At 64.6% G+C, this 23,790-nt stretch carries 24 protein-coding genes; 8 read left to right on the top strand and 16 right to left on the bottom strand.

What is annotated here, in order from left to right:
• Positions 1–62: 62 nt before the first annotated feature.
• Positions 63–452 carry a lipopolysaccharide assembly protein LapA domain-containing protein gene (locus tag H535_RS28385; RefSeq protein ID WP_081416583.1) on the top strand — a complete coding sequence of 130 codons (390 nt, stop codon included), beginning with the start codon at positions 63–65 and terminating at the stop codon, positions 450–452.
• 58 nt (positions 453–510) lie between these two features.
• Here the strand turns inward: H535_RS28385 and H535_RS0110240 are convergent, their stop codons facing one another.
• A complete protein-coding gene (locus H535_RS0110240) occupies positions 511–771 on the bottom strand; it encodes a GlsB/YeaQ/YmgE family stress response membrane protein (RefSeq protein WP_026819477.1) in 261 nt (86 codons plus the stop codon).
• 143 nt (positions 772–914) lie between these two features.
• Entirely contained in the window at positions 915–1,409 is a 495-nt protein-coding gene (locus H535_RS24690; protein WP_035769124.1) for a DUF2306 domain-containing protein, read from the bottom strand.
• Positions 1,410–1,534: 125 nt separating this feature from the next.
• On the opposite strand from H535_RS24690, the gene H535_RS24685 reads away from it, so the two are divergent.
• Complete coding sequence (locus tag H535_RS24685) at positions 1,535–2,170, top strand: MerR family transcriptional regulator (RefSeq protein ID WP_051298993.1); 636 nt, start codon at positions 1,535–1,537, stop codon at positions 2,168–2,170.
• On the opposite strand, the gene H535_RS0110225 is transcribed toward H535_RS24685, so the two are convergent.
• Positions 2,167–2,670, bottom strand: coding sequence for a mycothiol transferase (locus tag H535_RS0110225; RefSeq protein ID WP_026819476.1), 504 nt, complete (start codon positions 2,668–2,670; stop codon positions 2,167–2,169). The two genes, H535_RS24685 and H535_RS0110225, sit on opposite strands and share 4 nt — an antisense overlap.
• Positions 2,671–2,718: 48 nt before the next feature.
• A complete protein-coding gene (locus H535_RS0110220; protein ID WP_026819475.1) occupies positions 2,719–3,159 on the bottom strand; it encodes an HhH-GDP family DNA glycosylase in 441 nt (146 codons plus the stop codon).
• Between the two features lie 90 nt (positions 3,160–3,249).
• On the opposite strand from H535_RS0110220, the gene gluQRS reads away from it, so the two are divergent.
• On the top strand, positions 3,250–4,158 hold the full coding sequence (gluQRS, locus tag H535_RS0110215) for a tRNA glutamyl-Q(34) synthetase GluQRS (RefSeq protein ID WP_026819474.1): 909 nt from the start codon (positions 3,250–3,252) through the stop codon (positions 4,156–4,158).
• A 13-nt stretch (positions 4,159–4,171) separates the two neighbouring features.
• On the opposite strand, the gene H535_RS0110210 is transcribed toward gluQRS, so the two are convergent.
• Positions 4,172–5,266: an iron-siderophore ABC transporter substrate-binding protein gene (locus H535_RS0110210; protein ID WP_026819473.1), complete on the bottom strand. Its 1,095-nt coding sequence runs from the start codon at positions 5,264–5,266 to the stop codon at positions 4,172–4,174.
• A gap of 231 nt (positions 5,267–5,497) precedes the next feature.
• On the opposite strand from H535_RS0110210, the gene H535_RS0110205 reads away from it, so the two are divergent.
• Entirely contained in the window at positions 5,498–5,968 is a 471-nt protein-coding gene (locus tag H535_RS0110205) for a peroxiredoxin (protein WP_211236572.1), read from the top strand.
• 399 nt (positions 5,969–6,367) lie between these two features.
• Here the strand turns inward: H535_RS0110205 and allB are convergent, their stop codons facing one another.
• From allB to H535_RS0110170, 7 genes are all read right to left on the bottom strand, one after another.
• Entirely contained in the window at positions 6,368–7,753 is a 1,386-nt protein-coding gene (gene allB / locus H535_RS0110200; protein WP_051298991.1) for an allantoinase AllB, read from the bottom strand.
• Entirely contained in the window at positions 7,750–8,994 is a 1,245-nt protein-coding gene (locus tag H535_RS24680; RefSeq protein ID WP_051298990.1) for a glycerate kinase, read from the bottom strand. Before H535_RS24680 ends, allB begins: the two co-directional genes overlap by 4 nt.
• A gap of 7 nt (positions 8,995–9,001) precedes the next feature.
• On the bottom strand, positions 9,002–10,780 hold the full coding sequence (gcl, locus tag H535_RS0110190; RefSeq protein WP_026819470.1) for a glyoxylate carboligase: 1,779 nt from the start codon (positions 10,778–10,780) through the stop codon (positions 9,002–9,004).
• Positions 10,781–10,820: 40 nt separating this feature from the next.
• A complete protein-coding gene (locus H535_RS0110185) occupies positions 10,821–11,720 on the bottom strand; it encodes a 2-hydroxy-3-oxopropionate reductase (protein WP_026819469.1) in 900 nt (299 codons plus the stop codon).
• A gap of 109 nt (positions 11,721–11,829) precedes the next feature.
• Complete coding sequence (locus H535_RS0110180; RefSeq protein ID WP_026819468.1) at positions 11,830–12,627, bottom strand: hydroxypyruvate isomerase family protein; 798 nt, start codon at positions 12,625–12,627, stop codon at positions 11,830–11,832.
• Positions 12,628–13,116: 489 nt separating this feature from the next.
• Positions 13,117–14,064 carry a hypothetical protein gene (locus tag H535_RS0110175; RefSeq protein WP_026819467.1) on the bottom strand — a complete coding sequence of 316 codons (948 nt, stop codon included), beginning with the start codon at positions 14,062–14,064 and terminating at the stop codon, positions 13,117–13,119.
• A 321-nt stretch (positions 14,065–14,385) separates the two neighbouring features.
• Positions 14,386–14,661 (bottom strand): hypothetical protein, encoded by a 276-nt coding sequence (locus H535_RS0110170; protein ID WP_026819466.1) that lies wholly within the window; start codon positions 14,659–14,661, stop codon positions 14,386–14,388.
• Positions 14,662–14,822: 161 nt separating this feature from the next.
• On the opposite strand from H535_RS0110170, the gene H535_RS0110165 reads away from it, so the two are divergent.
• Positions 14,823–15,800, top strand: a complete 978-nt coding sequence (locus H535_RS0110165) for a GlxA family transcriptional regulator (protein WP_026819465.1) — start codon at positions 14,823–14,825, stop codon at positions 15,798–15,800.
• Positions 15,801–15,996: 196 nt separating this feature from the next.
• Positions 15,997–16,650 (top strand): SDR family oxidoreductase, encoded by a 654-nt coding sequence (locus H535_RS0110160; protein WP_026819464.1) that lies wholly within the window; start codon positions 15,997–15,999, stop codon positions 16,648–16,650.
• Between the two features lie 230 nt (positions 16,651–16,880).
• On the opposite strand, the gene H535_RS0110155 is transcribed toward H535_RS0110160, so the two are convergent.
• From H535_RS0110155 to H535_RS0110140, 4 genes are all read right to left on the bottom strand, one after another.
• Positions 16,881–17,702: a bifunctional allantoicase/(S)-ureidoglycine aminohydrolase gene (locus H535_RS0110155; RefSeq protein WP_026819463.1), complete on the bottom strand. Its 822-nt coding sequence runs from the start codon at positions 17,700–17,702 to the stop codon at positions 16,881–16,883.
• A 93-nt stretch (positions 17,703–17,795) separates the two neighbouring features.
• Complete coding sequence (locus H535_RS0110150; protein ID WP_026819462.1) at positions 17,796–19,097, bottom strand: DUF6986 family protein; 1,302 nt, start codon at positions 19,095–19,097, stop codon at positions 17,796–17,798.
• Between the two features lie 2 nt (positions 19,098–19,099).
• A complete protein-coding gene (aceB, locus tag H535_RS0110145) occupies positions 19,100–20,698 on the bottom strand; it encodes a malate synthase A (protein WP_026819461.1) in 1,599 nt (532 codons plus the stop codon).
• A 5-nt stretch (positions 20,699–20,703) separates the two neighbouring features.
• Complete coding sequence (locus tag H535_RS0110140; RefSeq protein WP_026819460.1) at positions 20,704–22,095, bottom strand: NAD-dependent malic enzyme; 1,392 nt, start codon at positions 22,093–22,095, stop codon at positions 20,704–20,706.
• 201 nt (positions 22,096–22,296) lie between these two features.
• On the opposite strand from H535_RS0110140, the gene H535_RS0110135 reads away from it, so the two are divergent.
• Both H535_RS0110135 and H535_RS24675 read left to right on the top strand, forming a co-directional pair.
• Positions 22,297–23,064: an IclR family transcriptional regulator gene (locus H535_RS0110135; RefSeq protein ID WP_026819459.1), complete on the top strand. Its 768-nt coding sequence runs from the start codon at positions 22,297–22,299 to the stop codon at positions 23,062–23,064.
• Between the two features lie 147 nt (positions 23,065–23,211).
• Entirely contained in the window at positions 23,212–23,790 is a 579-nt protein-coding gene (locus H535_RS24675; protein WP_051298987.1) for a TetR/AcrR family transcriptional regulator, read from the top strand.

Below are 23,790 nucleotides of genomic sequence, written 5' to 3'. Positions count from 1 at the left end.
AATAAGGACACTGCCTGTTAGCCTATCGTCCAGAAGCAATTGAGCTGAAGGGAATCAGAGTGATGAGCGAGGAACCAGGAACGCCCGAGGATCCGATCCCAGGACAGAAGCCTGGTCCGACTCCCAGTGGCGGCAAAGAACAGCCCCGCAAGCCAGAGTCCGGCGACCAGGAACGCGCCCGTCACGAGCCGGCCGCAAAGGGATCGCGGACCGGTGCCCTGTGGGCAGCCACAACCGTTTCCATTGTGCTGCTGATTCTGCTGATCATCTTCATTCTGCAAAACCAGGGGCCGGCCAGGATCGTGTTTTTCGGACTCGAAGGTTCCATCCCGCTGGGCATGGCTCTGCTGATCGCAGCCGTCGCCGGCGCCGTCGTCGTTGCCATTGCCGGGGTGGCACGACTGACCCAGGTCCGCATCAAGGAGCGCCGGGCCCGCCGGCAACGCAAGTAGCCTTGCATCATCCCCGGCTCGACGGCTGGTCGCTGGAACCGGCCGCTGCGGTCTCCTCTTAACTGCGGATTTGTTTGCGCCCCGCGATGCTTTCGGCCACCCCGACCAAAGCAACGGCGGCGATAACCGCCACGATGAAGCCGAGCACGTTCAGTTCAAAGATGCTGCCGGTACCCAGCAGGCTGGCAATGCCCCCGCCGATCACCGAACCGGCCAATCCCAGCAGCAGGGTGGCTATCCAGCCGAGGTTCTGCTTGCCTGGCTTAAACAACCGCGCCAGGACGCCAATAATCAGCCCGGCAATTATGAAGCCAATCATGCCGATCGACCCTCCTTCAGTAGCAGTGCAGCCGCCCGCGCCGCGACGGGGCGGGCGCCTGCAACCCAGCATATACTAAGCAGTCTTAGATTAGCCTGGGGCCACGCCTGAGCCTGTCGCAGTGGCCAGGCGGCGAAACAGGGCTATGCCCCATGCACCCGGGGACGCGGCGCCGCCCGGGCGGCCGGCACGGTACGGCGCAGGGTGAAGACGAACGCCATAGCTGTGACCAGGATCAACGCTGCGATGAACACCACCGTTGCGGGTTCGGTTGAGATCAGCTCCGGAATCCGCCGCCCGGGAATCGCAGCGGCGAACCCGAACGCAATCAACGTTCCCGTGTAACTGCCGATCATATTGCCGCGGTGGGCCGGAATGTTGCCCCTGACGGCGCTGAATACCCCCAGTGACACAGTGGTCAACGTAAACAGGGACAGCCCGTGCAGCCAGGTGAAGTGACCCTCATCCCTGATCCAAAAACTCAGCACACAGGTAGTGACAATGGCCGTCACCCAAGTGAAGCCAATGATCTTGTGGATGCGGTCCCGCCTTCGCCGGAAGATGTTGACCGGGCCAAGGACCAGCACGTAGCTGGCGGCTATGACATGTACGGCAATGAGTGGCGTCCAAGGGTCCATAACCAATAGGATAGAATCACTATCCAACGGAGTAAAGCAAGATAGTGGATCCCCGGCCCGCTATCCGACGGGTGGATTCACGACAACCGCGGCAACACAAGCCCAGTGGACGTATCGGAGACTCAGTGCAACTGAAAGAGCTCAGCAGGCAAGCAGGCATCAGCGCAGCCAGCATCAAGTACTACCTGCGGGAAGGACTCCTGCAACCGGGCCGCTCCCGGCATGCGACGCTCGCCGAATACGGCGACGAGCATCTGCTCCGGCTGCGCTTGATCCACTCGCTGCGCGACGTGGTGGGGCTGAGCATCGGCAAGGTCCGTACGCTGATACAGCTGATCCACGATCCCCAACTGGACTTCGCTGAACTGCTGGGCAAGACCCAGTCGCTGGTGCTCGGATACGACTTCGCGGAGACCAAAGAGCATCCGTTGACCGCCGCCGTCGTCCAATCCCGGAGCTGGCCCGATGTCCACACGGACGCCCGGCAGGGACTCAATGCCCAGCTGAGCCAGATGGAATCGCTCGGCCTCGAAATCCGTCCGGATCTGCTCGAAAGTTATGCCGAGGCCGTCGACGCCGTCGCCCGGCAGGATATATCCACCATCACTGACACCGGCAACCGCGACCAGGCCGTCCTCACTGTGGCGGTCGGCGTGCATCAATACAGCACGCTGCTGGTGCGGATGCTGGCCTTGGCCCAGACCTCGGCAAGTATCCAGGCCTACGGCACCGCGGGCAGGTCCGAAGCAGGCCGAAGCTAGCTCAGCAATCCGCGGACGTATGCGGCCTGCGCGGCGTGCTGCACGCAGTCCTGCATCACCGATACCAGCCGGACTCCGAGCGTCGTCGGCGGATCCCACGAGGCGTCGATCACCTCGTCGAGATTTTCGGCGCTCAATTGCTGCACGTAATTGACAGTTGTCCGGTGCACCGCGTTGTAGTACTCCAGCAGCACTTCCGGTGAGTCGACGGTCACCGACGATACTTGGCTGCTGCTGTGCCCGTGCCCGGTATCGCCCGGCTCCAGCGGCAGGTCGAAACGGCCCATCCAACCCTCCGCGGTCCACAGCTGTTCCGTGCCGGCGGCATCGGCAATGTGGTCGTCCTGGACCCGGGTCAAATGCCAGATCAGCCAGGCGATCGAATTGCCCGAACCGTCCGGGCGGACGTGAAGGTCCGCCCGCTCCAGCCCCTTGGCCGCACCATGGACCAGCCCGGGGATCCGCCCGTATGCCTCCAGCAAGACGTCAATGGCGTCCATTACAAATCTCCTTATCCACGGCACTTCATTCCGGCATCGTCTCTCCTGTCAGAGGGTTCCGATGCATCGTTCCGGCAACGCGTCCACATAAATGCCAGCGGTCTTCTCACCGACACCCTTGAGTGCCATCAGCCGTTTCCGCAACTCATCCGAGGAGTCCGCGCCCTTAACCATCTGGTCCACGGAGCTGTAGTCGTCAACCACGCGGGCCATAACCTCGTGCAATTGATCGGCCGCCGCATAGTCATACCGGGCGTACCTGGCCTCGTCAAGCAACTTCCGCAGCGGCTCACGCTCAATATCATCAAACTTTTCCGGTGAGTTGAACCCTTCATCGATCAGGTGCCGATAGGCTTCCGCCGCGATCTCCTGCTGGATCGGGCGGCCGAAGAGGAGACATACCAGAAACCACCGATAAAGCTGCTGCGGCTCTCCCTCTGACAAATCGATCTCCAAGTCCTTCGGACCGATCCGCTTCCTATCCGCCACAATTCCTCCTCCACAACTGCGGTCTTCCCAGTCTTCGCCGAAGCGGGTGACTGGCGCAAGGGTGCGGCGCTCTGCACTACCCTGAGTCAGGTGCCTCCATTATCAGCCGCGGGACGTTTCGCCCCCAGCCCGTCGGGAGACTTGCATGTGGGCAATCTGCGCACAGCCATCCTGGCCTGGTTGTTCGCCCGCAGTACCGGCCGGACGTTCCTGGTCCGCGTGGAAGATCTCGACCGCTCCCGGACAGGATTCGCCGAGCGGCAGCTGGCCGATCTGGCCGCCGTCGGGCTGGAATGGGATGGTAATCCAGTGCTGCAAACAGCGCGGCGGGGTCTCTATCAGGATGCCATTGTCCGGCTCGCCGACGCGGGCCTGGTCTATGAGTGCTTCTGCACGCGCGCCGAAATCGCCGAGGCGCCCAGCGCACCGCATGCTCCCGCCGGGGCCTATCCGGGCACCTGCAGGAATCTCACCGCCAGTGAACGGGAACGACGACGGCGGGACCGGCCGGCCGCGTTGCGGCTGCGTGCCGGGGTTGCCGAGTTCAGCATTACGGATCAGCTGCACGGAGCGGTGACTGGCGCCGTCGACGATTTTGTGCTGCGCCGCAATGACGGCGTACCGGCCTACAACCTCGCCGTGGTGGTCGACGACGCGGCACAGGCCGTCGATCAGGTGGTCCGCGGCGACGACCTGCTCACCTCGGCCCCGCGGCAGGCGTATCTGGCATCGCTGCTGGGCCTGCCCTCGGTCGATTATGCGCACGTGCCACTGGTGTTGAACACCCATCACCGCCGGCTGGCGAAGCGGGATGGTGCCGTGACCCTTGATTCGTTGCGGCTCGCCGGGTGGGACACCGCCAACGTGCGGGACGCGATGCTGCGATCGACCGGCCTGCCGGCGGGGCCGCTGGACCGTGCGCTGGGGGCCTTCAGCCCGGAAGCCCTGTCGACCGAACCGTGGATATTCGATCCGCCGGAGACGACGCCGGGCGGTTGAGCAGGTGCTGGGCCTACTTGGCTTTCTCGGCCGCCTTGGCCGCTTCGCCCAACTGCGGCAGGAACTCGTCGAGCGCCCACGGCAGGCTCAACGGCGAAGCCGCAGAGATAGCGAGAGTCAGCGTATTGTCCGAGTCTGCCACCAAGGCGTCATTCTTGATCGCCGGTATCTGGCCCAGCAGCGGGTCCGCCTTGATCGCCTGCTTGGTCTTCTCACCCGGAACCCAGGTGACAAAGATATCCGACTTCAGTTCATCGGCGCGCTCGGCGGACCATTGCAGGTAGAAGCCGCTCTTCTCCTCGGCCTTCCGGACCACCGGAGCCATCTCCATACCCAGGCTGGTGAGGAACCGAGACCGGTTGTCCTTGGAGGTGTAGATATTCATCCCGGTGCCGCTATTCGGCTCCAGGTTTCCGTAGATGAATGTCTTGCCTTCGATGGCCGGGTACTTCGCGGCCTCTGTCTGGACCAGCTTTTCGGTGTCCTCAACCAGCTGTTCCGCCTGCTCGGGCTTGCCGAGGGCCTTGCCGATCATCGTCGTCGTCTTTTGCCACGGCGTACCGAAGGCAACCTTGGGATAGGCGACCACCGGGGCGATCTTGGACAGCTTCTCGTAGTCTTCCTTGGTCAAGCCGGAGTAGGCGGCCAGAATGACGTCCGGAGTGGTCTTGGCAACGCCTTCGAAATTGATTCCGTCAGCCTCCGAATACATGGCAATCCCGGCGGCTTTCGGACCACTACCCTCACCTTGAGCCGTCTCGGTGACGCCCATTTCGGCCAGCCTGGCGTCGAACCATGGGGTCGACTTGTTCTCGTTACCGCCCCATTCCTGCAGCGGCATCCCAACGGGAACGACGCCGAGCGCAAGGGAGACATCGGCGTTCACCCACGAGACCGTGGCCACACGTTCGGGCTGCTCCTTAATGGTGGTCTTCCCGAACTTGTGCTCGATGGTCACCGGGAAGGCGTCAGGATTGGCCGATGTGCTCTGGGTATCTTCAGCGCCACCTTCGGTGGTTCCGCCGGCCGGGCCTGTGGAACAAGCGGACAGGGACAACAGTGCTACGGCAGCGGTGGCAACGACACCCTGCAAACGGAAACGCGGCAACGGGAGCTCCTCGGTTCGAATACGGGACAAACTTTAGTAAGGGTAGCCTATGTTTACTCCAATTAGGAAACGTTGACGTTCCCTATTTCGCTGGGTATGCCGTGGATGATGCTGCCCGGTGGCGCTGCGCCTTGTAATGTCGGTTGAGGAGCCCGTCATCACCACGTAAAATTTCCATAACGCAATACTCACTTTTCAAGCTACGAAAATGTCAAAGGAAAGAGGCTGACTATGAGCACGCAATTGTCCCCGGGCGACGTCCCTGAATCCTTCAGCCTGCCGGATGCCCACGGCGTGCCGGTGGACCTGGACGAATACCGTGGCCGCAGCGTCGTCGTCTATTTCTACCCCAAGGCCGAGACACCGGGATGCACCACCGAGGCCTGCGACTTCCGCGACAATCTCGCTTCGCTGCAGGGCGCCGGGTACAGCGTTTTGGGCATCTCCCCCGACGACCCGGATTCACTCGAATCCTTCAGCAGCAACCATGGACTGGCATTCCCCCTGCTCTCGGATGAGGATTTTGCCGTCTCCAAGGCGTGGGGCGCCTACGGCGATAAGGAATTCAACGGCCAAACGTTCACCGGAACCATCAGGTCCACGGTGGTGCTGAATTCAGACGGCAAGGTTGAGTTCGCCCAGTACAACGTCAATGCCGAAGGCCACGTCGCGGAACTTAAGTCCGCCCTCGGCGTGAAGTAGGCCCGGCCGGGGCGCCGGCCCCGGACATCCAGGATCCGCCGCCGGAACGGGCGGACCCCCCTCCCGGAACAGGCGGACCCACCTCCCGAAACAGGCGGACCCACCTCCCGAAACAGGCGGACCCACCTCGACAAAATGCTCCGCCTTGGGACAAATTGCCACCGGCGCCGGTGGCCTTAAGTCCCAAGGCGGAGCATTCTTCAGTTCCCCAGGGGCCCGAACTCATTTAGCTGCGTTTCGGGATTCTGCTTCCAGCGCGCCCTGGATGTGAAGTCCTCGATGGAAGCACAATGCCCGTTCGCGCGGATTCAGCGCGGTTCGGAAGGTTCCCGGGGCTCGCAAGTTCCGGAAGGCCCCCGGTGGCCCCCATAGCGGATCCCCAAAGGCAGGGCCCGGCTCCTACGATTCCCGGCGGATCAGTTCTCCCGTCGGCGCCGCGCCATCAACCGCCTGCCCCCGCAGGTATGTGCGCCGCACCAGGCCATTGAGCGACCGTCCCTCGTACGGGCTGATCGCGTTCTTGTGGTGCAGCTTGTTCACATCGACGACGAACGAGTCGTCCGCAGCCACCACCGCGAGGTCCGCGTCCTTGCCCACCGCCAGGCCGCCCTTGCGGGACAGCCGGGCCAGCGCGGCCGGCCGCGCCGACATCCACTCCACCACCTGCTCCAGCGGAATGCCCCGTTCGCGGGCGCCGGACCAGATCAGCGACAACCCCAGCTGCAACGAGGAAACCCCGCCCCAGGCAGTTCCGAAGTCGCCGGTGTCCAGATCCTTCAACTCCACGGTGCAGGGCGAATGGTCCGAGACGATGCAGTCGATGGTTCCGTCCTGCAGCCCCTGCCACAGTTGTTCCCGGTTGTCGCCTTCTCGGATCGGCGGGCAGCACTTGTGCGCAGTGGAACCGACCGGCACCTCTTCGGCGGTCAGCGTCAGGTAATGCGGGCAGGTTTCCACGGTGATTTTGACGCCGTCGCGCTTGGCCTCGGCGATAAGGGGCAACGCGTCCGACGACGACAAATGGAGGATGTGCGCGCGGACACCTGTGCGGCGGGCGCGCTCAATCACTGCGGCGATCGCCAGGTTTTCGGCATCCCGCGGTCGGGAGGCCAGGAACGAGGCGTATTCGTTACTGAAATCCTGCGGCGCGGTTTCGACGGTGTGCGCATCCTCGGCGTGCACGATCATCAGCGAATCGAGGCGAGCCAGTTCGGCCATGTCCGTTTCCATCTCGTCCACCTCCAGCGCCGGGAACTCGTCCACGCCGGAGTGCAGCAGGAAACACTTGAAGCCGAAAACCCCGTCGTCGTGCAGCTCGCGCAGGTCCGCAGTGTTGCCGGGCACAGCCCCGCCCCAGAATCCGATATCGACGAAGGCCTGGTCCCGCGCGGCGTCACGCTTCACCGCGAGCGCTTCGGTGTTCACTGTCGGGGGGATGCTGTTCAACGGCATGTCGATGATGGTGGTCACGCCACCTGCAGCGGCCGCACGGGTTGCGGAGGCGAAGCCCTCCCACTCGGTCCGGCCGGGTTCATTCACGTGGACGTGGGAGTCGACCAGTCCGGGGATCAGCGTTTCGTCGGGAGCGAGCTCAATCACTTCGCCGCCCTGTAAATCCGCGCCAAGGGGTTCCACAGACGTGATGACCCCGTCGCGAATTCCCACTTCAAGGGGGCCCGTCCCCTCGGCGATCATGACCTTCGAGCCACGGATCACCAAGTCGAAATCCTGTGCAGTTCCGGGCGCGTCCGGCGCGCCGGAGGCTGTTGTATTGGTGGTACTCATGCGCTCTGCCCTTCTGTGTTTACTATAAGTCTGCCATCGGAGGAGGCCGGGTGTGACTGTGCGGATGAGACCGCCGACGACAGTTGCCGGTCAGGATACAACGGCGCCAGTTGCCCGGCGGCCAGGGCTGTGCCTACGGTCCTGCCCACCCACTCCAGCAACGGACCCGCCTCAGAGCTGCACCGCTCGATATCCGGTTCAAATTCGGTCAAGGCGTAGGTGCGGCGAAAGCCGGCGGCCTCAAGTTGGTCGCTCTCCAAACCACTCCGGCCACACACTGCGACGACCGGTACCTGCGCGGCGGCCGAGGCCTGTGCCACGCCCAGCGGCGTCTTCCCCATCAGCGACTGCTCATCAAGACTGCCTTCACCGGTGATCGCCAAGGTGGCATCCGCCAGAAGAGAACCGAGTCCGGCCAGCTCGAACACAACGTCGATCCCGGCCCGGCGCTCGGCACCCAGCACTGCCATGGCCGCGTAGCCCACTCCTCCGGCAGCCCCGGCACCCGGAGCATTGAGGTGTCCGACGGCGGCGGGGCCGGCGTTCCGGGCCAGCACCAGAGCGAAACGGGCCAGCGCAGCGTCCAGTTCGGCAACGTCGTCGTCGGTGGCCCCCTTTTGCGGGCCGAAGACCGCCGCCGCGCCCGCTGCGCCAAGCAGCGGGATGTCGACGTCGGAGGCCAGGATGATTTCCACCTCGGCAATCCTGGGATTCAGGCCGGCCAGGTCGATCCGGTGCAGTCCCGCCAGGGCGGCTCCCCCGCCGGGCAGTTCACCGCCGTCGGCGTCGAGCATCCGGGCGCCCAGGCCTGTCAGCAGTCCTGCGCCGCCGTCGGTTCCGGCGCTGCCGCCGACGCCGAGGATGATCCGGCGGCATCCCGCGTCGAGGCAGAAACGGATCAGCTGGCCGGCGCCCAGACTGGTCGCTTCGAGCGGCGCCGGCGCCCCACCGGGCAGTACAGCGAGCCCGGAGGCAGCTGCCATTTCGACGACGGCCTCGGTGCCGCGGATCGCAACCGCGGCCTGGATCGGCTCCCCTGTCGGACCGGCCACCTCCGTGTAGTGGAGGGTGAAACCGGCGCCGACGGCAGCGTCCAAGGTTCCCTCGCCGCCGTCGGCCATTGGTGCCTTCACCACGTCCAGCTCCGGCAGCGCCGTGAGCAGACCCGCCTCCAGGTGGTCTGCCACGTCCGGTGCGGTCAGCGATCCCTTGAACTTGTCCGGTGCAATGACAACCCGCATAGGATTCCTAGACCAGGGCGGAGATTGCCGTCGGAGCGTCGGAGGGCGATTCGGCCAGTTCCTCGAATTCGGTCACCGCATCAATGCCCGCGCCGGACATCGAGACGTTGGTGATCCGCTCCAGGATGACCTCGACGACGACGGGCACCTGGTACTCGGACATCAGGCCGCGGGCCTTCTCGAATGCCGCCTGCAGGTCGCCGGCTTCGCGGACCCGAATCGCCTTGCAGCCCAGTCCTTCGGCGACCTTGACGTGGTCGACGCCGTAGCCCTCCAGCTCCGGGGTGTTGACGTTCTCAAAGTCGAGCGAGACGTGGTAATCCATGTCGAAGCCGCGCTGCGACTGGCGGATCAGTCCCAGGTAGGAGTTGTTGACGACGACGTGGATGTACGGCAGCTGGAACTGCGCCCCGACCGCCAGCTCTTCGATCATGAACTGGAAGTCGTAGTCGCCGGACAGGGCAACCACGGAGGCTTCCGGATCGGCCTGCGCCACGCCCAACGCCGCCGGGGCCGTCCAGCCCAAGGGACCGGCCTGGCCGCAGTTGATCCAGTTGCGCGGGTTGTAGACGTGCAGGAACTGGGCTCCGGCGATCTGCGACAGTCCGATGGTGGACACGTAGCGGGTATCGCGGCCGAAGGCGGTGTTCATTTCCTGATACACGCGCTGCGGCTTGACCGGAACGTTGTCGAAGTTGGTCTTGCGCAGCATGGTGGACTTCCGCTGTGCACACTCGTTGGCCCAGGAGTTCCAGTCCGGCAGCTTGCCGGCCTGCTGGCGCTCGCGTGCCACCTCGACCAGCCCGCGCAGGGCCGCACCGGCGTCGGACACTATGCCGAAGTCCGGCGCGAAGACCCGGCCGATCTGGGTCGGTTCGATGTCGATGTGGATGAACTTGCGGTCCTTGGTGTAAACATCCAGGGCACCGGTGTGGCGGTTCGCCCAGCGGTTGCCGATGCCGATGACGACGTCGGATTCCAGCATGGTGGCGTTGCCGTAGCGGTGCGAGGTCTGCAGCCCGACCATGCCGGCGGCCAGCCGGTGGTCGTCCGGGATAGTGCCCCAGCCCATTAAGGTGGGGACCACCGGGATGTTCAGCAGCTCGGCCAGCTCCACCAGGTCGGCGGACGCGTCGGCGTTGATGATGCCGCCGCCGGCGACAATCAACGGGTGTTTGGCTTCGGTCAGCATGTCCAGGGCCTTGTCCAGCTGCTTGCGCGTGGCCCCGGGCTTGTTGATCTGCAGCGGCTCATAGGAATCCGGATCGAATTCGATCTCGGTCTGCTGCACGTCCAGCGGCAGGTCGATCAGCACCGGCCCGGGGCGGCCGGTCCGCATTTCGTAAAACGCCTTTTGGAATGCGCCGGGGACCTGGGCCGCCTCCAGCACGGTCATCGCCATCTTGGTCACCGGCTTGGCGATTGAGGTAATGTCCACGGCCTGGAAGTCTTCCTTGTGCAGCTTGGCCACCGGTGCCTGGCCGGTGATGCACAGGATCGGAATGGAATCGGCCGACGCCGAGTAGAGGCCGGTGATCATGTCCGTGCCGGCCGGCCCGGAGGTTCCGATGCACACGCCGATATTGCCGGCCGCGGCGCGGGTATATCCCTCGGCCATATGCGAGGCACCCTCAACATGCCGGGCGAGGACGTGACCGATACCTCCGTGGGCACGCATCGCCGAGTAGAAGGGGTTGATGGCGGCGCCGGGCAGCCCGAAGGCCTGGGTGGCACCTTCCTTTTCCAGGATGGCAACAGCTGCGTCAACAGCACGCATTTTTGGCATGGGAATCTCCTATGAAAGTGGTGGCCGGCACGGCGCCGGATTAGTCTTTGTCGGGGCTGTTCTCGTCGCGTCCGGACAGCTGTTCGACCAGCTTGAACAGTCCGGAGTGGTCGAGGCTGCCCTCGCCCTGGTTGACCATGGAACCGACCAGCTGCGCGACGACGGCGCCCAGCGGGATGGTCACTCCGGCTTCGCGGGCGGCGGAGGTGACGATGTTCAGGTCCTTGTGGTGCAGCTGCAGGCGGAATCCGGGATCGAACGAGCGGTCCAGCATCTTCTGGCCCTTCTGGTCCAGCACCTTGGAGCCTGCAAGCCCTCCGCCGAGCACCTTCAATGCCGCTTCGGTGTCGACGCCGTAGGCCTCAAGGAAGACGACAGCTTCGCTGAGAGCCTCGATGTTGGCGGCGACGATCAGCTGGTTGGCGGCCTTGACGGTCTGGCCGGAGCCGGACGGGCCGACGTGCACGACGGTCTTGCCGACGGCGTCGAACACGTCCGATGCGGCCTCGAAGTCGGCCGTCTCGCCGCCGACCATAATGGACAGCGCACCGTCGATGGCGCCTGCTTCGCCGCCGGAGACCGGGGCGTCAAGGGGCTTGAGCCCTGCCTGCGCCGCGTCCTTGGCCAGCTGGCCGGCGACGTCGGGGCGGATGGTGGAAAAGTCGATCCACTGCGCGCCCTGCTTCGCGTTGGCGAAGATGCCGTCGTCGCCGGTGACTACCGCCTCGACATCCGGGCTGTCAGGAACCATGGTGATGACGACGTCGGCCTCCTTCACTGCCTCTGCCACGGTGCTGGCCCCCTTGCCGCCGTCGGCGACGAACTTGTCCACCTTCGCCGGGCTGCGGTTGTAGCCGGTGACCTGGTGGCCTGCCTTGACGAGGTTGACCGCCATTGGCAGTCCCATGATGCCGAGTCCAATAAATGCAACGTTTGCCATGATGTGTCCTTTTCGAAGTGTGGGTGGCTGCCTGAGGCTGCGCTGTGTTTGCGGGGTTGCGCGGTGATCTGGGGTGTAGCTGCGCGGTGGTCGCCGGGAGCGTCCCGCCCTATTTGGCGGCTGCTCCGGTTGCGGCCCAATCGAATGCGGATTCCTGCGGAGCCTTATACTCGAGGCCGACCGGTCCGGTGTAGCCGAGGCTGCGACTGGTTTCGATCCATTCGTGGATCGGCAGGTCACCGCTGCCGGGAGCGCCGCGTCCGGGAGAGTCTGCGATCTGGACGTGGCCGAATTCGGCGGCGTGGTTCTGAATCACCGTTGCGACGTCGTCGCCGTTGACCGCCAGATGGAAGAAGTCTGCCAGCAGGGCGATGTTGGTGATTCCGCGGGCCTTGACCTTCTCGATCACGGCGACGGCTTCGGCGGCCGTCTTCAGCGGGTAGGCGTCGGCGCCGCTGACCGGTTCCACCAGCACGGTGCCGCCGATAGGGGCGACAGCCTCTGCGGCGAGCACCAGGTTGTCGACGGCGAGCGCGTCCTGTTCCTCTGGGCTGGATCCCTCGACCCGGTTCCCGTACAGCGCATTGAACCCCTTGCAACCGAGCCGTTCGCCGATTCCTGCGACGACCTCGAGATTGTCGCGGAATTCCTGGCTGCGGGCGGGCCAGGAGACAAGGCCGCGTTCGCCACCGGGCATATCTCCGGCATTGAAGTTCAACCCCGTCAGCTGCACACCGGCGTCGGTAATCGCCTTCTCGAATTCGGCGATCTCTTCCGCACTGGGCGTTGAAGTGGGGAATGGCCACCAGAACTCGACGGCGTCAAAACCGGCGGCCTTCGCGGCCGCCGGGCGCTCCAGCAACGGCAGCTCGGTGAGGAGGATGGAGCAATTCACGGTGTAGGACATGAGATCTCTTCCTTGTTCGACTTCGCGTTTAGTTCCATATTGTGGAGTTTGTCTTTTGCTTTATGAAAATACTAGGACGAGTGGCGGGATGCGTCAACCCCTCGCGGGGCGACCTGTTCGCCACCTGACCCTCACCAAGGCACGACGCCCGCCCAGCATCGATCCACGCACGGCACCCGCCCAGCACCGGTCCACGCACGGCACCCGCCCAGCATCGGTCCACGCACGGCACCCGGCGTGATCGGCCCGCCATGAGCACAGAATTGGCTGCTCCCTAAAGAATCGCCGCTCCCCTGACCAGAATTTGGCCTCCCCTAAGGAATCGTCCCTAGCAACCGGCGAACCCTTAGGGAACGGCATAGTCCACAGTGGAAGCGCCAACCACCCCGATTCAGCGGGCACCAATCCCACGATTTTTGAGCGGCTTTTGGTGCCCTGCAGCGCGCCGACGTTCCCGAAGGCCCCCGAAGGTCCCCCGCAGCAAAATACTCAGGCGCTCATACCCATGCGATTCTTCAGCAGCGCCCTCATGATCCGCTCCCTCAGTTCAACCTCACGGAACAGGTCGGCCCATTCGATTCGGATAATGGTCCACCCTTCCTCGATCAAAGCCTTCTCACGACGCCGCTCTTGGAACAGCACTTCATTGGTGGGGGCGTAATCGAAGTACTTGCTCCTGCCGTCGAATTCCAGAGCCACCTTGTGCTCGCGCCATGCGAAGTCCAGGCGGTGCGGTCCGTTCCTGGTTTCAACCCGCAGCTGCTGCTCTGGAACAGGAATCCGCATTGCGCGAATCGAATCAAGGGCCAGAGTCTCACCGGGCGATTCGGATAACGAACTGGCGTTCGCCATCACCTGCCGGGCCCTGGCGATTCCCTTGAATCCACGCATCCTACTGAGCACGGAGTCAACGAGTTCGCGATCTGCCCCCATCCAGAACGAGCTCTCTGCAGCAATCAGCGCAGATTGATAGGCGAAGATCCGAGAACAATCCACGACAGTCCGCTCCAGGGAGGTAACGGGCAGACCAGAATTCCAGGTCACCTCAGACGGCGGGACCATTGCCTTATAGCTCCGCACATCCGCGGCATGACTCGTGGGAGACCCAGAGGAAGGCCTGGAAATGTGGATCAGTGGATCCGGCCGCCACAAATACACACCATGCACCCGCGCCGCTGATGTATGACTGTATGCACCGTCCAATACCCCGACCGTTTCCATCGCCCGCAAGTGTGCATGGAGAATTTGAACCGCCCGCGCGTCGTCATCCACCAGCCCCCTCCACCATGGGCCATCCGCGTAGCAGCCCCGCCGCACCCGGATCAGCTGACTGGATGAAACCATCTCCCGGATTCGGAGTTCGGTCAGCCCCCGGTCTTTCAGCTCGAAAGTGAGCCACAGCTTGTTGCGGCCGGGGATCTGCTGATGTGACGACATGCATTCAAGTCTGCCCTGCAGCCCGCCGTCATTGGAATGGACCGCCTCTGTATGTGGATAACCCCAACGGCCTCGACATGAACCCGGCGAAACGGCGCCCCGACGTGTGCACAGAAGTGGTTGCTCCCTGAGGGTTCGCCGCTCCGCTAACCAGAATCAGGCCTCACCTAAGGAATCGTCCGTAGCAACCGGCGAACCCTTAGGGAACGGCATAGTCCATGGGGTCGAGCGTTCGCAGTTCGACGCCGGTTCTCCCTGGCCAGCGCGATTCACGAGTTGACCGGCGAGTTCCGATCACCCAGCGGGGGCATCGTCGCCACGCTAGAAATTATTCAGGCGGGTCTGGAGTGTCCGGCTGGACGCGACCGCCTCCCCGCCTACAGCGCCTGGCCGGCGGGAGACCATGTCCCGGTCAAACGAATCGAGCACCTGATCCACGGGACTCGGGGCAAAGACGACACCCACCCCCTTCCAGAAGGCGCGGGCAATTTCCCGAGGCGAACGGACCATCGGCTTCCGTTTCCCGACAGGGGTGAACATTCTTCCGATGTAGATGAGTGCGGCGACAGCCGCGATGATGACCAGCAGCAGTGACATGGCAATTCCTTGGACGGTTGAAACGATGGGTCGGGATTCCTGGCAGCGGCCGGGCCCGGATGAGCTCCGGCGGCTTCCATGTATCGATCATCGATCCATCGCCCGCGAAGAAACAGTGGCATAAATGACCCTCTACGCTAATTTTCTGCCATACTGGTTGTATGTTGAAATCCGTGGCCGTCGTTGCCCTTCCCGGTCTCTCCCCCTTCGAGTTCGGCATCATCTGCGAGGTGTTCGGCTGGGACCGTTCCGGGCTCGACGTCGGCCTTCCGGAGTTCGATTTCCGCATTTGCACCGCCACCCCGGGCCCGGTGCCCACAGAGATGGGTTTCTCCGTCCAGGTGGACCAGGACATGACCGCGGCAGCGGATGCCGACCTGGTCATCATGGCTCCTCATAACCGCACCCCGCTGCCCGCCGTCGTTATTGACCAGCTGCAGGCCGCGGCAGCACGCGGCGCCCGGTTGGTGTCGGTGTGCACCGGGGCGTTCTCACTGGCGGAAGCGGGCCTGCTCGACGGACGCTGCGCCACCACCCATTGGATGCACTCGCCCGAGTTCGCCGCGACCTACCCCGGGGTCCGGGTCGACGAGAACGTGCTCTACGTCGAGGACGGGAACATCATCACCAGCGCAGGTTCGGCGGCCGGCATCGACGCCTGCCTGCACCTGATCCGTCGGGAGTTCGGTGCCAAGGCTGCCACCGCGATTGCCCGCGGCATGGTGGTTCCTCCGCATCGGGACGGCGGGCAGGCCCAATACATCGACCGCCCAATCCCCGCGCGCGCCGGCGACACCATGGAAGACCTGCTGGTCTGGCTGGCGGTCAACCTGGACCAGGAGTTTTCGGTCAATGAACTTGCGGCCCGCGTGCACATGTCCGACCGCACGTTCGCCAGGCGTTTCCGCGCGGAAACAGGGACGACGCCGGCAGCCTGGGTTAACTCCCAGCGCATCCTCCGGGCCCAGACGCTGTTGGAGGAGACACAGCTGAGCATCGACGAGGTCGCCCGTGAGGCCGGGTTCGGCCAGGCCGTGCTGCTGCGCCACCATTTCAATCGGGCGTTGGGCACCAGCCCCGCAGCTTACCGGCGCACCTTCCGCGGCGCGGCTGCCAACAGCGCAGAGCAGCCGGCATAACGACGACGCCCCTGCCAAGGGCTGCGACCCGGCTAAGTACAGCTAAAGTGCCGGCGACGCCCGCTAAATGTTGGCGACGCCCGCTAAATGCCATGCTCCGCTTTCGCCGCAGTCCCACTCAGCTCTTGGCGGAAGTGTCACGGACGTCGCGCTCCACCTGTCTACGGTGAGAGTGACGACGACGGAAGGAGTCACTATGTCAACGATTGCCATTATCGGAGGGCACGGAAAAGTTGCCATGCATTTGGCCCGGATGCTGTCCGACGGCGGCCACCAGGTCAGTTCGTTGTTCCGCAATCCAGACCATCGCAGCGACGTGGAGTCTACGGGTGCGACGCCGGTTGTCGCCGACGTCGAACACCTCTCGACCGACGAAATCGCCGAGCTCATCGCAGGACACGACGCGGTGGTCTGGTCGGCCGGTGCCGGCGCCAGCGGCGGCACTGCCGCCACGTACGCCGTGGACCGCGATGCCGCAATCCGCTCCATGGACGCAGCGCAGAACGCAGGCGTGCGGCGCTACGTGATGGTGTCCTTCATCGGCTCCAGGAACGACCATGGCATTCCGGAAAGTGAGGCGCTGTTCGATTACGCAGAAGCCAAGGCCGCGGCTGACGACTATTTGCGCGGCACGTACCTGGAATGGACCATTCTCGGCCCCGGCATGCTCACTGAAGACGTCGGCAACGGGCTGATCGAAGCCGCGCCGGAGCCTGCCGACAATAAGATCAGCCGCGAGGATGTTGCCCGCGTTGCAGCCTTCGTGCTGGACAAGCCGGAAACCGCCGGTCGCTTCATCGCGTTCAATAACGGCGATACACCAATCGAGGACGCCATCAGCGTGGCATGACTGCTCCGGACGACGTTTGATGCCTCAGGCGCCCTGAAGGCTGGGGCCCCGGTGACTACGCCGCCCCAAATAACGACGACGGCGGCTGCCGGGCGCTGCCCGCCGGGCAGGATCTGCTGGCAGCGGGGCTCGGCCGCGAAAATGGCGGTGGGCACCACCGTTTTCGCGGCGCGGGACCGTTTTCGCGGCGCGGGACCGTTTTCGCGGCAGCGGGGCTCGGACAAGCCACCTCAGCCCAGCTTCACCTGGCGGTTCACGTCCTTGTACAGCAGGTAGCGGAATTTCGAAGGTCCGCCGGCGTAGCAGGCCTGCGGGCAGAAGGCGCGCAGCCACATGAAGTCGCCTTCCTGCACTTCCACCCAGTCCTGGTTCAGCCGGTACACAGCCTTGCCTTCCAGCACGTAGAGCCCATGCTCCATCACGTGGGTTTCGGCGAACGGGATGGTGCCACCGGGTTCGAAGGTGACGATGTTGACGTGCATGTCGTGCGACAGGTCTGCCGGGTCGGCGAACCGGGTGGTCTTCCAGGCGCCATCGGTGTCCGGCATGGCGACGGGTTCGACATCCTTCTCGTTGGTGACAAACGCGGCGGGCGCATCGATCCCGTCGACGGCTTCATACGCCTTGCGCACCCAGTGGAACCGGGCCGGCTCGTCGCCGTCGTTGGCCACTGTCCACTGCGACGACGGCGGGATGAAGGCATACCCACCCGGCTCCAGCGTGTGCTGCTCACCCCCCAGGGTCAGCGCCAGGGTGCCTTCCATCAGGAACAGCACGCCCTCGGCCTCGGGATTGGATTCGGGACGGGTGCTGCCACCGCCGGGCGAGACCTCCATGATGTACTGCGAGAAGGTTTCGGCGAAGCCGGACAGCGGCCGCGCCAGCACCCACAGCCGCGTCTTATCCCAATGCGGCAAGTTGCTGGTGACAATGTCGCTCATCGTCCCGCGCGGAATCACCGCATAAGACTCGGTGAACATTGCCCGGTCGGTCAACAAATCGGTCTGCGGCGGCAAGCCGCCGTGCGGGGCGTAGTAACGCGTATCAGCCATGGGTTTCCTCTCGAATGATGCGCCCGAAGGCCGGCCCCCTGGCGGACTGGCGCCCGACGGCCAGCCGCCCGAAACTACCGGCTCCGGCGCAGATTAGTGCGCGGCTTTAGGATGGGCCAGCGCGAACAACTCGGCTTCACTGATGCCGACGTCGGAATCCAGCTCGGCGGCCGAGACCGCCCCGCAGAGCAGCCCCCGGTGGGCGAACCTGGCCAGCGCGCGCGCCGTCGCCGGTTCATCCATCACCTCGGAAGCCACCTGGTGCACATAGTTGTGCAGCCGGCGTGCGGCCGCCTCCCACCCCTGCCGGTAGAAGGCATAGGTGGCCAGGAAACGCGTGGGCAGCTGGGCCGGATGCATGTCCCAGCCCTGGTAGTAGCCGCGTTCCAGATGCCGGCGGACCAACCGGGCGTGGAGCTGCCAGGCCTGCTGCTTCTGCTCGTCGGAGCCGGCCGGAATGATGTTGGTGGACCCGTCGGAAAGCCGCACCCCGGTGCCGGCCACGGCGACCTGCATGACCTCCTTGGCGTAGTCCGCGGCCGGATGCTCCATTGACTGGTATTGAGCCGCGATCTGCAGCGCATCGCTGTAGTCATAGGTGCCGTAGTGCAGCGCGGTGATCCGGCCGGCGCCGCGGTGCAACAACTGGGCCACCGGCACCGTGCCGTCCGCGGCCAGGATCAGCTGCGGAGTTTCCATCTGCACCTCGAACCGCAGCCGGCCCTCATCCAGCCCGTGGGCGGATTCGAGCCGGCGGCAGGCAGCGACCATGGCTTCGACCTGCGCCGCGGTGCTGACCTTGGGCAGCGTCAGCACCAGCCCGTCCGGCAAAGAGCCCGCCTCGGCCAGCGTGCTGACGAACAGGTCAAGCGTGCGCAGCCCGCGACGGCGGGTATCCGCCTCGAAACACTTGAACCGGATCCCGACGAAGGGTGGAGCGGTGCCGGCCTGCACCGCCTCGGCGACCAGCCGGCCGGCGCGGACGGCGTCGGCGTCCTCTTCGTCGTCGGGCCGGTGTCCGTAGCCGTCCTCAAAGTCCAGCCGCAGATCCTCAACCGGCTCGGCGCCCAGCTTCGCGGACGCCTTGGACGCGATCCGCGAGGTCAGACGGTCGTCGAACCCGAGGTTACGGCACAGTGCCTCCATGCCCCCGGCCTGTTCGACGGCGGCCAGCGCCTCGGTGCCCCAGGCACCCGGCAGCGACGGTTCGTATTTGTCCGCCGGCACGTACACGGTGTGCACGGGCTGGCGGGAACCGTCGTCGCCGGGGTAGGCACGCGCCAACAGCTCGTCGGTCTCCGCCAGCGCCTCATCGAGCGCGGCATAGTCTTCCGGACGGAATGCCGTGGCAGAAGCAGTGCCGGAGGTGGTGGCGGGATCTGCGGCTGCACTCATGCCTAGTCCACCAGCTTGTAGGCGGGCAGCGTGAGGAAGTCCGTGTAGCCTTCGGACAGGCTGATGTCGCCCACCAGGCGGCTGGCCGGTTCGAAGTACTTCACGTAATTGTCTTCGCCGAACTCGCCGCGCAGCCGCTCGGTCTCCTCGGCCAGGATGGCCCGGACCAGATCCTCGGTGACCCGCTTGCCGCTGTCGGCCAGCTGTACGTTGTTGCGCAGCTGCTGCCACACCTGCGAGCGGGAGATTTCGGCCGTGGCCGCGTCCTCCATCAGGTTGTGGATGGCCACCGCGCCGTTGCCGGAGAGCCAGACCGCGACGTAGTTCACGGCCACGTAGAGGTTGGACCGCAGTCCCGCTTCGGTGACTTCGCCGTCGGTGGCCGCCACATTGAGCAGGTCGGCGGCGGTGACGGTGACGTCGTCGCGCTTGCGGGCCACCTGGTTCGGGGCATCGCCGAGCACCGAGTCGAAGACCTCCTTGCACAGCGGCACCATGTCCGGGTGCGCCACCCAGGAGCCGTCGAACCCGTCGTTGGCCTCGCGGGTCTTGTCGTCGCGGACCTTGGCGAAGGCCCGCTCGGTGGTCTCCGGCTCGCGCCGGTTGGGAATGAACGCGGCCATCCCGCCCATCGCGAAGGCGCCCCGGTCGTGGCAGGTCTTCACCAGCTGCTCGGTGTAGGCACGCATGAACGGCGCGGTCATCGACACACTGGCGCGGTCCGGCAGGATGAACTCGTCCCCGGCGTCGCGGAAGTACTTGATCATGCTGAACAGGTAGTCCCACCGCCCGGCGTTCAGCCCGGAGGCGTGCTCGCGCAGTTCGTAGAGGATTTCGTCCATCTCGAACGCGGCCGGAATCGTCTCGATCAGCACCGTGGCCCGGACCGATCCCTGCGGCACTGACACGTAGTCCTGGGCGAAGACGAACACATCGTTCCATAGCCGCGCCTCAAGGTGGCTTTCCAGTTTCGGCAGGTAGTAGTACGGGCCGCTGCCATGCTCCAGCAGGTACTTCGCGTTGTGGAAGAAGTGCAGCCCGAAGTCCACCAGCGCGCCGATGGCCGGTTCGCCGTCGACCAGGATGTTGTCCTCCGGCAGGTGCCAGCCGCGGGGCCGGGCGACGACGACGGTCAGCGGCACGTCCTCGCGGAGCTTGTACTCCTTGCCTTCCGGCGAGGTGAAGCCCAGGGTGCCCCGGGCGGTGTCATACAGATTGACCTGCGAATCGATGACGTTGTGCCAGTTCGGCGTGCTGGCGTCTTCCAGGTCGGCCAGCCACACCTTGGCTCCGGAGTTGAGGGCGTTGATCGCCATCTTGGCCGGCGACACCGGGCCGGTCATCTCCACCTTGCGGTCCTGCAAATCGGCCGGCGCTTCGGCGACCTTCCAGTCGCCTTCGCGAATGTGGCGGGTCTCGGTCAGGAAGTCCAGCTTGCCGGTCTTGGCCACTTCCTCGCGGCGGGCGGAGCGCGCCGCCAGCCGCTCGTCCCGCGTGCCGCGGAACTTCTGGTGCAACGCTTCGATGAACGCCAGCGCCTCGTCGGTGAGGATTTCTCCGGCCCGCTCGACCGGTGCCTCGGTTTTAAGTTCGATGCTCATCTGGACTACTCCTTGGACTGGCCGGCGGCTTCCGCAACTGCGGAGGCGACGTCGGCCGCTACGTGCGGGTCGAAGACGCTGGGAATGATGTAGCTGGCGTTGAGCTCACCGGGCTCCACCCGCCGGGCGATGGAGTCCGCAGCGGCGGTCAGCATCGGCGTCGTAATGTCGGTGGCGCTGGCATCAAGCAGCCCGCGGAAGAATCCGGGGAAGGCCAGCACATTGTTGATCTGGTTGGGGAAGTCGCTGCGTCCGGTGGCGACGACGGCGGCATGCTGGGCGGCCACCAGCGGATCAACTTCCGGGTCCGGATTGGCCATGGCGAAGACGATGGCGTTGTCGGCCATCGCCTTGATCTGCTCTTCGCCGAGCACATCGGGAGCGCTGACGCCGATGAAGACATCAGCACCGGCCATGGCTTCGTGCAGCGAGCCGCTGAACTCTTGCTGGTTGGTGTGTTCGCCAATCCACTGGCGGTGCGGATCAGAGTGCTGCTGGCCCTTATGGATAGCGCCTTCGCGACCGCAGGCAATGATGTTCGTGGCTCCCTGAGCCTTCAACAGCTGGATGATGGCATGTCCGGCCGCACCGACGCCGGACACGACGATCGCCGTATCCTCGATCTTCTTGTCCACCACGCGCAACGCATTCTCCAGCGCCGCCAGGGTGACGATCGCGGTGCCGTGCTGGTCGTCGTGGAAGACCGGAATATCCAGCTCTTCGCGCAGCCGGTCCTCGATTTCGAAGCAGCGCGGCGCCGCGATGTCTTCAAGGTTCACGCCGCCGTAGACCGGGGCCAGCGCCTTGACGATACTGATGATTTCCTCGGTGTCCTGGGTGTCGAGGCAGACCGGCCAGGCGTCCACGTTGGCGAACTGCTTGAACAGCGCGGCCTTGCCTTCCATCACCGGCAGCGCGGCGGCGGGGCCAATATTGCCAAGTCCCAGCACAGCGGAGCCATCGGTGACGACGGCGATGGTATTGCGCTTGACGGTGAGCCGGCGGGCGTCCTCGGGGTGGTCGGCGATGGCCCGGCAGACGCGCGCGACGCCGGGCGTGTAGGCGCGGGAGAGCTCGTCGCGATTGCGCAGGGCGACCTTGGGCATCACCTCGAGCTTGCCGCCCAGATGCATCAGGAAGGTGCGGTCACTGACCTTGACGACGCTGATCCCATCGAGTGCATCGAGGGCATCGCGCACTTCCTCGCCGTGCTCATCATTGACCGTGTTGCAGGTGACGTCGACGATGATGCTGTCGTGGCGGGATTCGGCCACGTCGAGGGCCGTAATCGCCGCACCGGCCGCACCAACGGCGGCAGCCAGCTCCGTGGTCGCCGTAAAGCTCGACGGCGCCTTCACGCGAAGGGTGATTGAGTGTCCGGGGCTGGGGCTCGCCATAAATCCTCCTCATAAGCGTTCACTGAATGCAGCTACTGCAGTCAGCCGCTGTGCTTCTTTTTCGTATTATGGATATTATTATCTGACTTACGGAAATACAACCCGGAAAGCACTTCTCCATTCCGGATCATGGAACTAGGATAGGGTGTAGATTTCCGCACCACGGATTAAAGTTGTCACAAAGCATAGGGGAAGAGTCACATGGCCGAACGAGTTTCCGGCGGCGTCCAGTCTGTCGAGCGGGTTTTCGAGCTATTGGAACTAATCACGGACGCCGGCGGCGAAGTCACACTCAGTGAGCTGTCCTCCTCCACAGACCTCCCGCTGCCGACTATTCACCGGCTGCTCCGCACGCTCGTCGCCCGGGGATATGCCCGACAGCTTCCGAACCGCCGCTACGCCCTCGGCCCCCGGCTGATCCGACTGGGCGAAGGTGCCAACAAGCAGCTTGGCGCACTGGCGATGCCGCAGCTGCGCGACCTGGTGGATGAACTCGGCGAAACATCCAACATGGCAGTACTCGACGGCGACATGGTCGTCTACATCGCACAGGTTCCCTCACAGCACTCCATGCGGATGTTCACCGAAGTGGGCCGGCGCGCGCACACCCACGACACCGGCGTCGGCAAGGCGATGCTCGCCCAGCTCAGCGACGACGTCGTCCGTGGCATCGTGGGCCGGGTGGGCATGCCGACCCACACCGATAAGAGCATTGGCGACGTCGAAGACCTGATCAGTGAACTGGGGAAGATCCGCGAGCGCGGCTACTCCATCGACGAGCAGGAACAGGAACTGGGCGTGCGCTGCTTCGCCATGGCCGTGCCGGATGCACCCACCCCCACCGCCATCTCCGCCTCCGGTCCGGTCGCCCGCGTCGATGAGTCCTTCGCCGCGCGCGCCGTCCCGGCCCTCACCGATGCCGCCCAGGCGATCTCCAAGGAGCTGAACCGTTCCGTCGCCGGCGAGTGAACGGCCCGATCCGTTCCTGCGGGTCGGACGCATAAAGCTCGACCGGACGTTCGGCTTATTCACTGAATGAAGCCCCTTCAGGCCATTGACCTGCACCGTCCCAGGAACTATGTTGAACATGTTCACTGAACGCGTTCAAGGAGGGTCATGGGCGTACGGGCCGAACAGCGGGACAAACGCCTCCGGGACGTCAGGGAGGCGACGTGGCGCCTTTTCCAAGACCAGGGGTACGAGTCGACAACGGTTCGCCAAATTGCCACGAAGGCGAATGTAGCAACCGGAACGGTGATGAATTTCGGCGGCAAGGAGACGCTGCTCCTGGCACTGTTCGAAACTGCAATCGCCGAGCACATGGAGCCTTCTCCCCGCCAGGACGCCACCGCCGTCGACGCGGTGTGGCACCACTACAAGCCTTACTTCGACTTTTACGCCAGCGTGCCGGAACTGGCGCGCTCCTACGGGCGGATCCTGCTTTCCCCCGCTGCCCGGGGGCACCCGGCGCTCGGCTCCCAGGCGCGGGACTTCAACACCCTGGTTGCCAGGGACATTTCGAACCGGCACCCCCTCGCGCCTGAAAATGACGCCGCACGGATGGCGGAGGCCCTCTTCGGGCTCTACATCCACGCGCTTGTTGCCTGGGTGAGCAGCGCGGCCACTCTTGATGAAGCGACGGCGTCATTCCGCCAGCAGATCGCATGGCAACTCGCCCGCTTCGATAATGCGTAA

Source organism: Arthrobacter castelli DSM 16402, assembly GCF_000430705.1.
Taxonomy (GTDB): Bacteria; Actinomycetota; Actinomycetes; order Actinomycetales; family Micrococcaceae; genus Arthrobacter_C; species Arthrobacter_C castelli.
The sequence above is the reverse complement of the archived record's forward strand: the minus strand, read 5'-3'. Positions and strand labels throughout refer to the sequence as shown.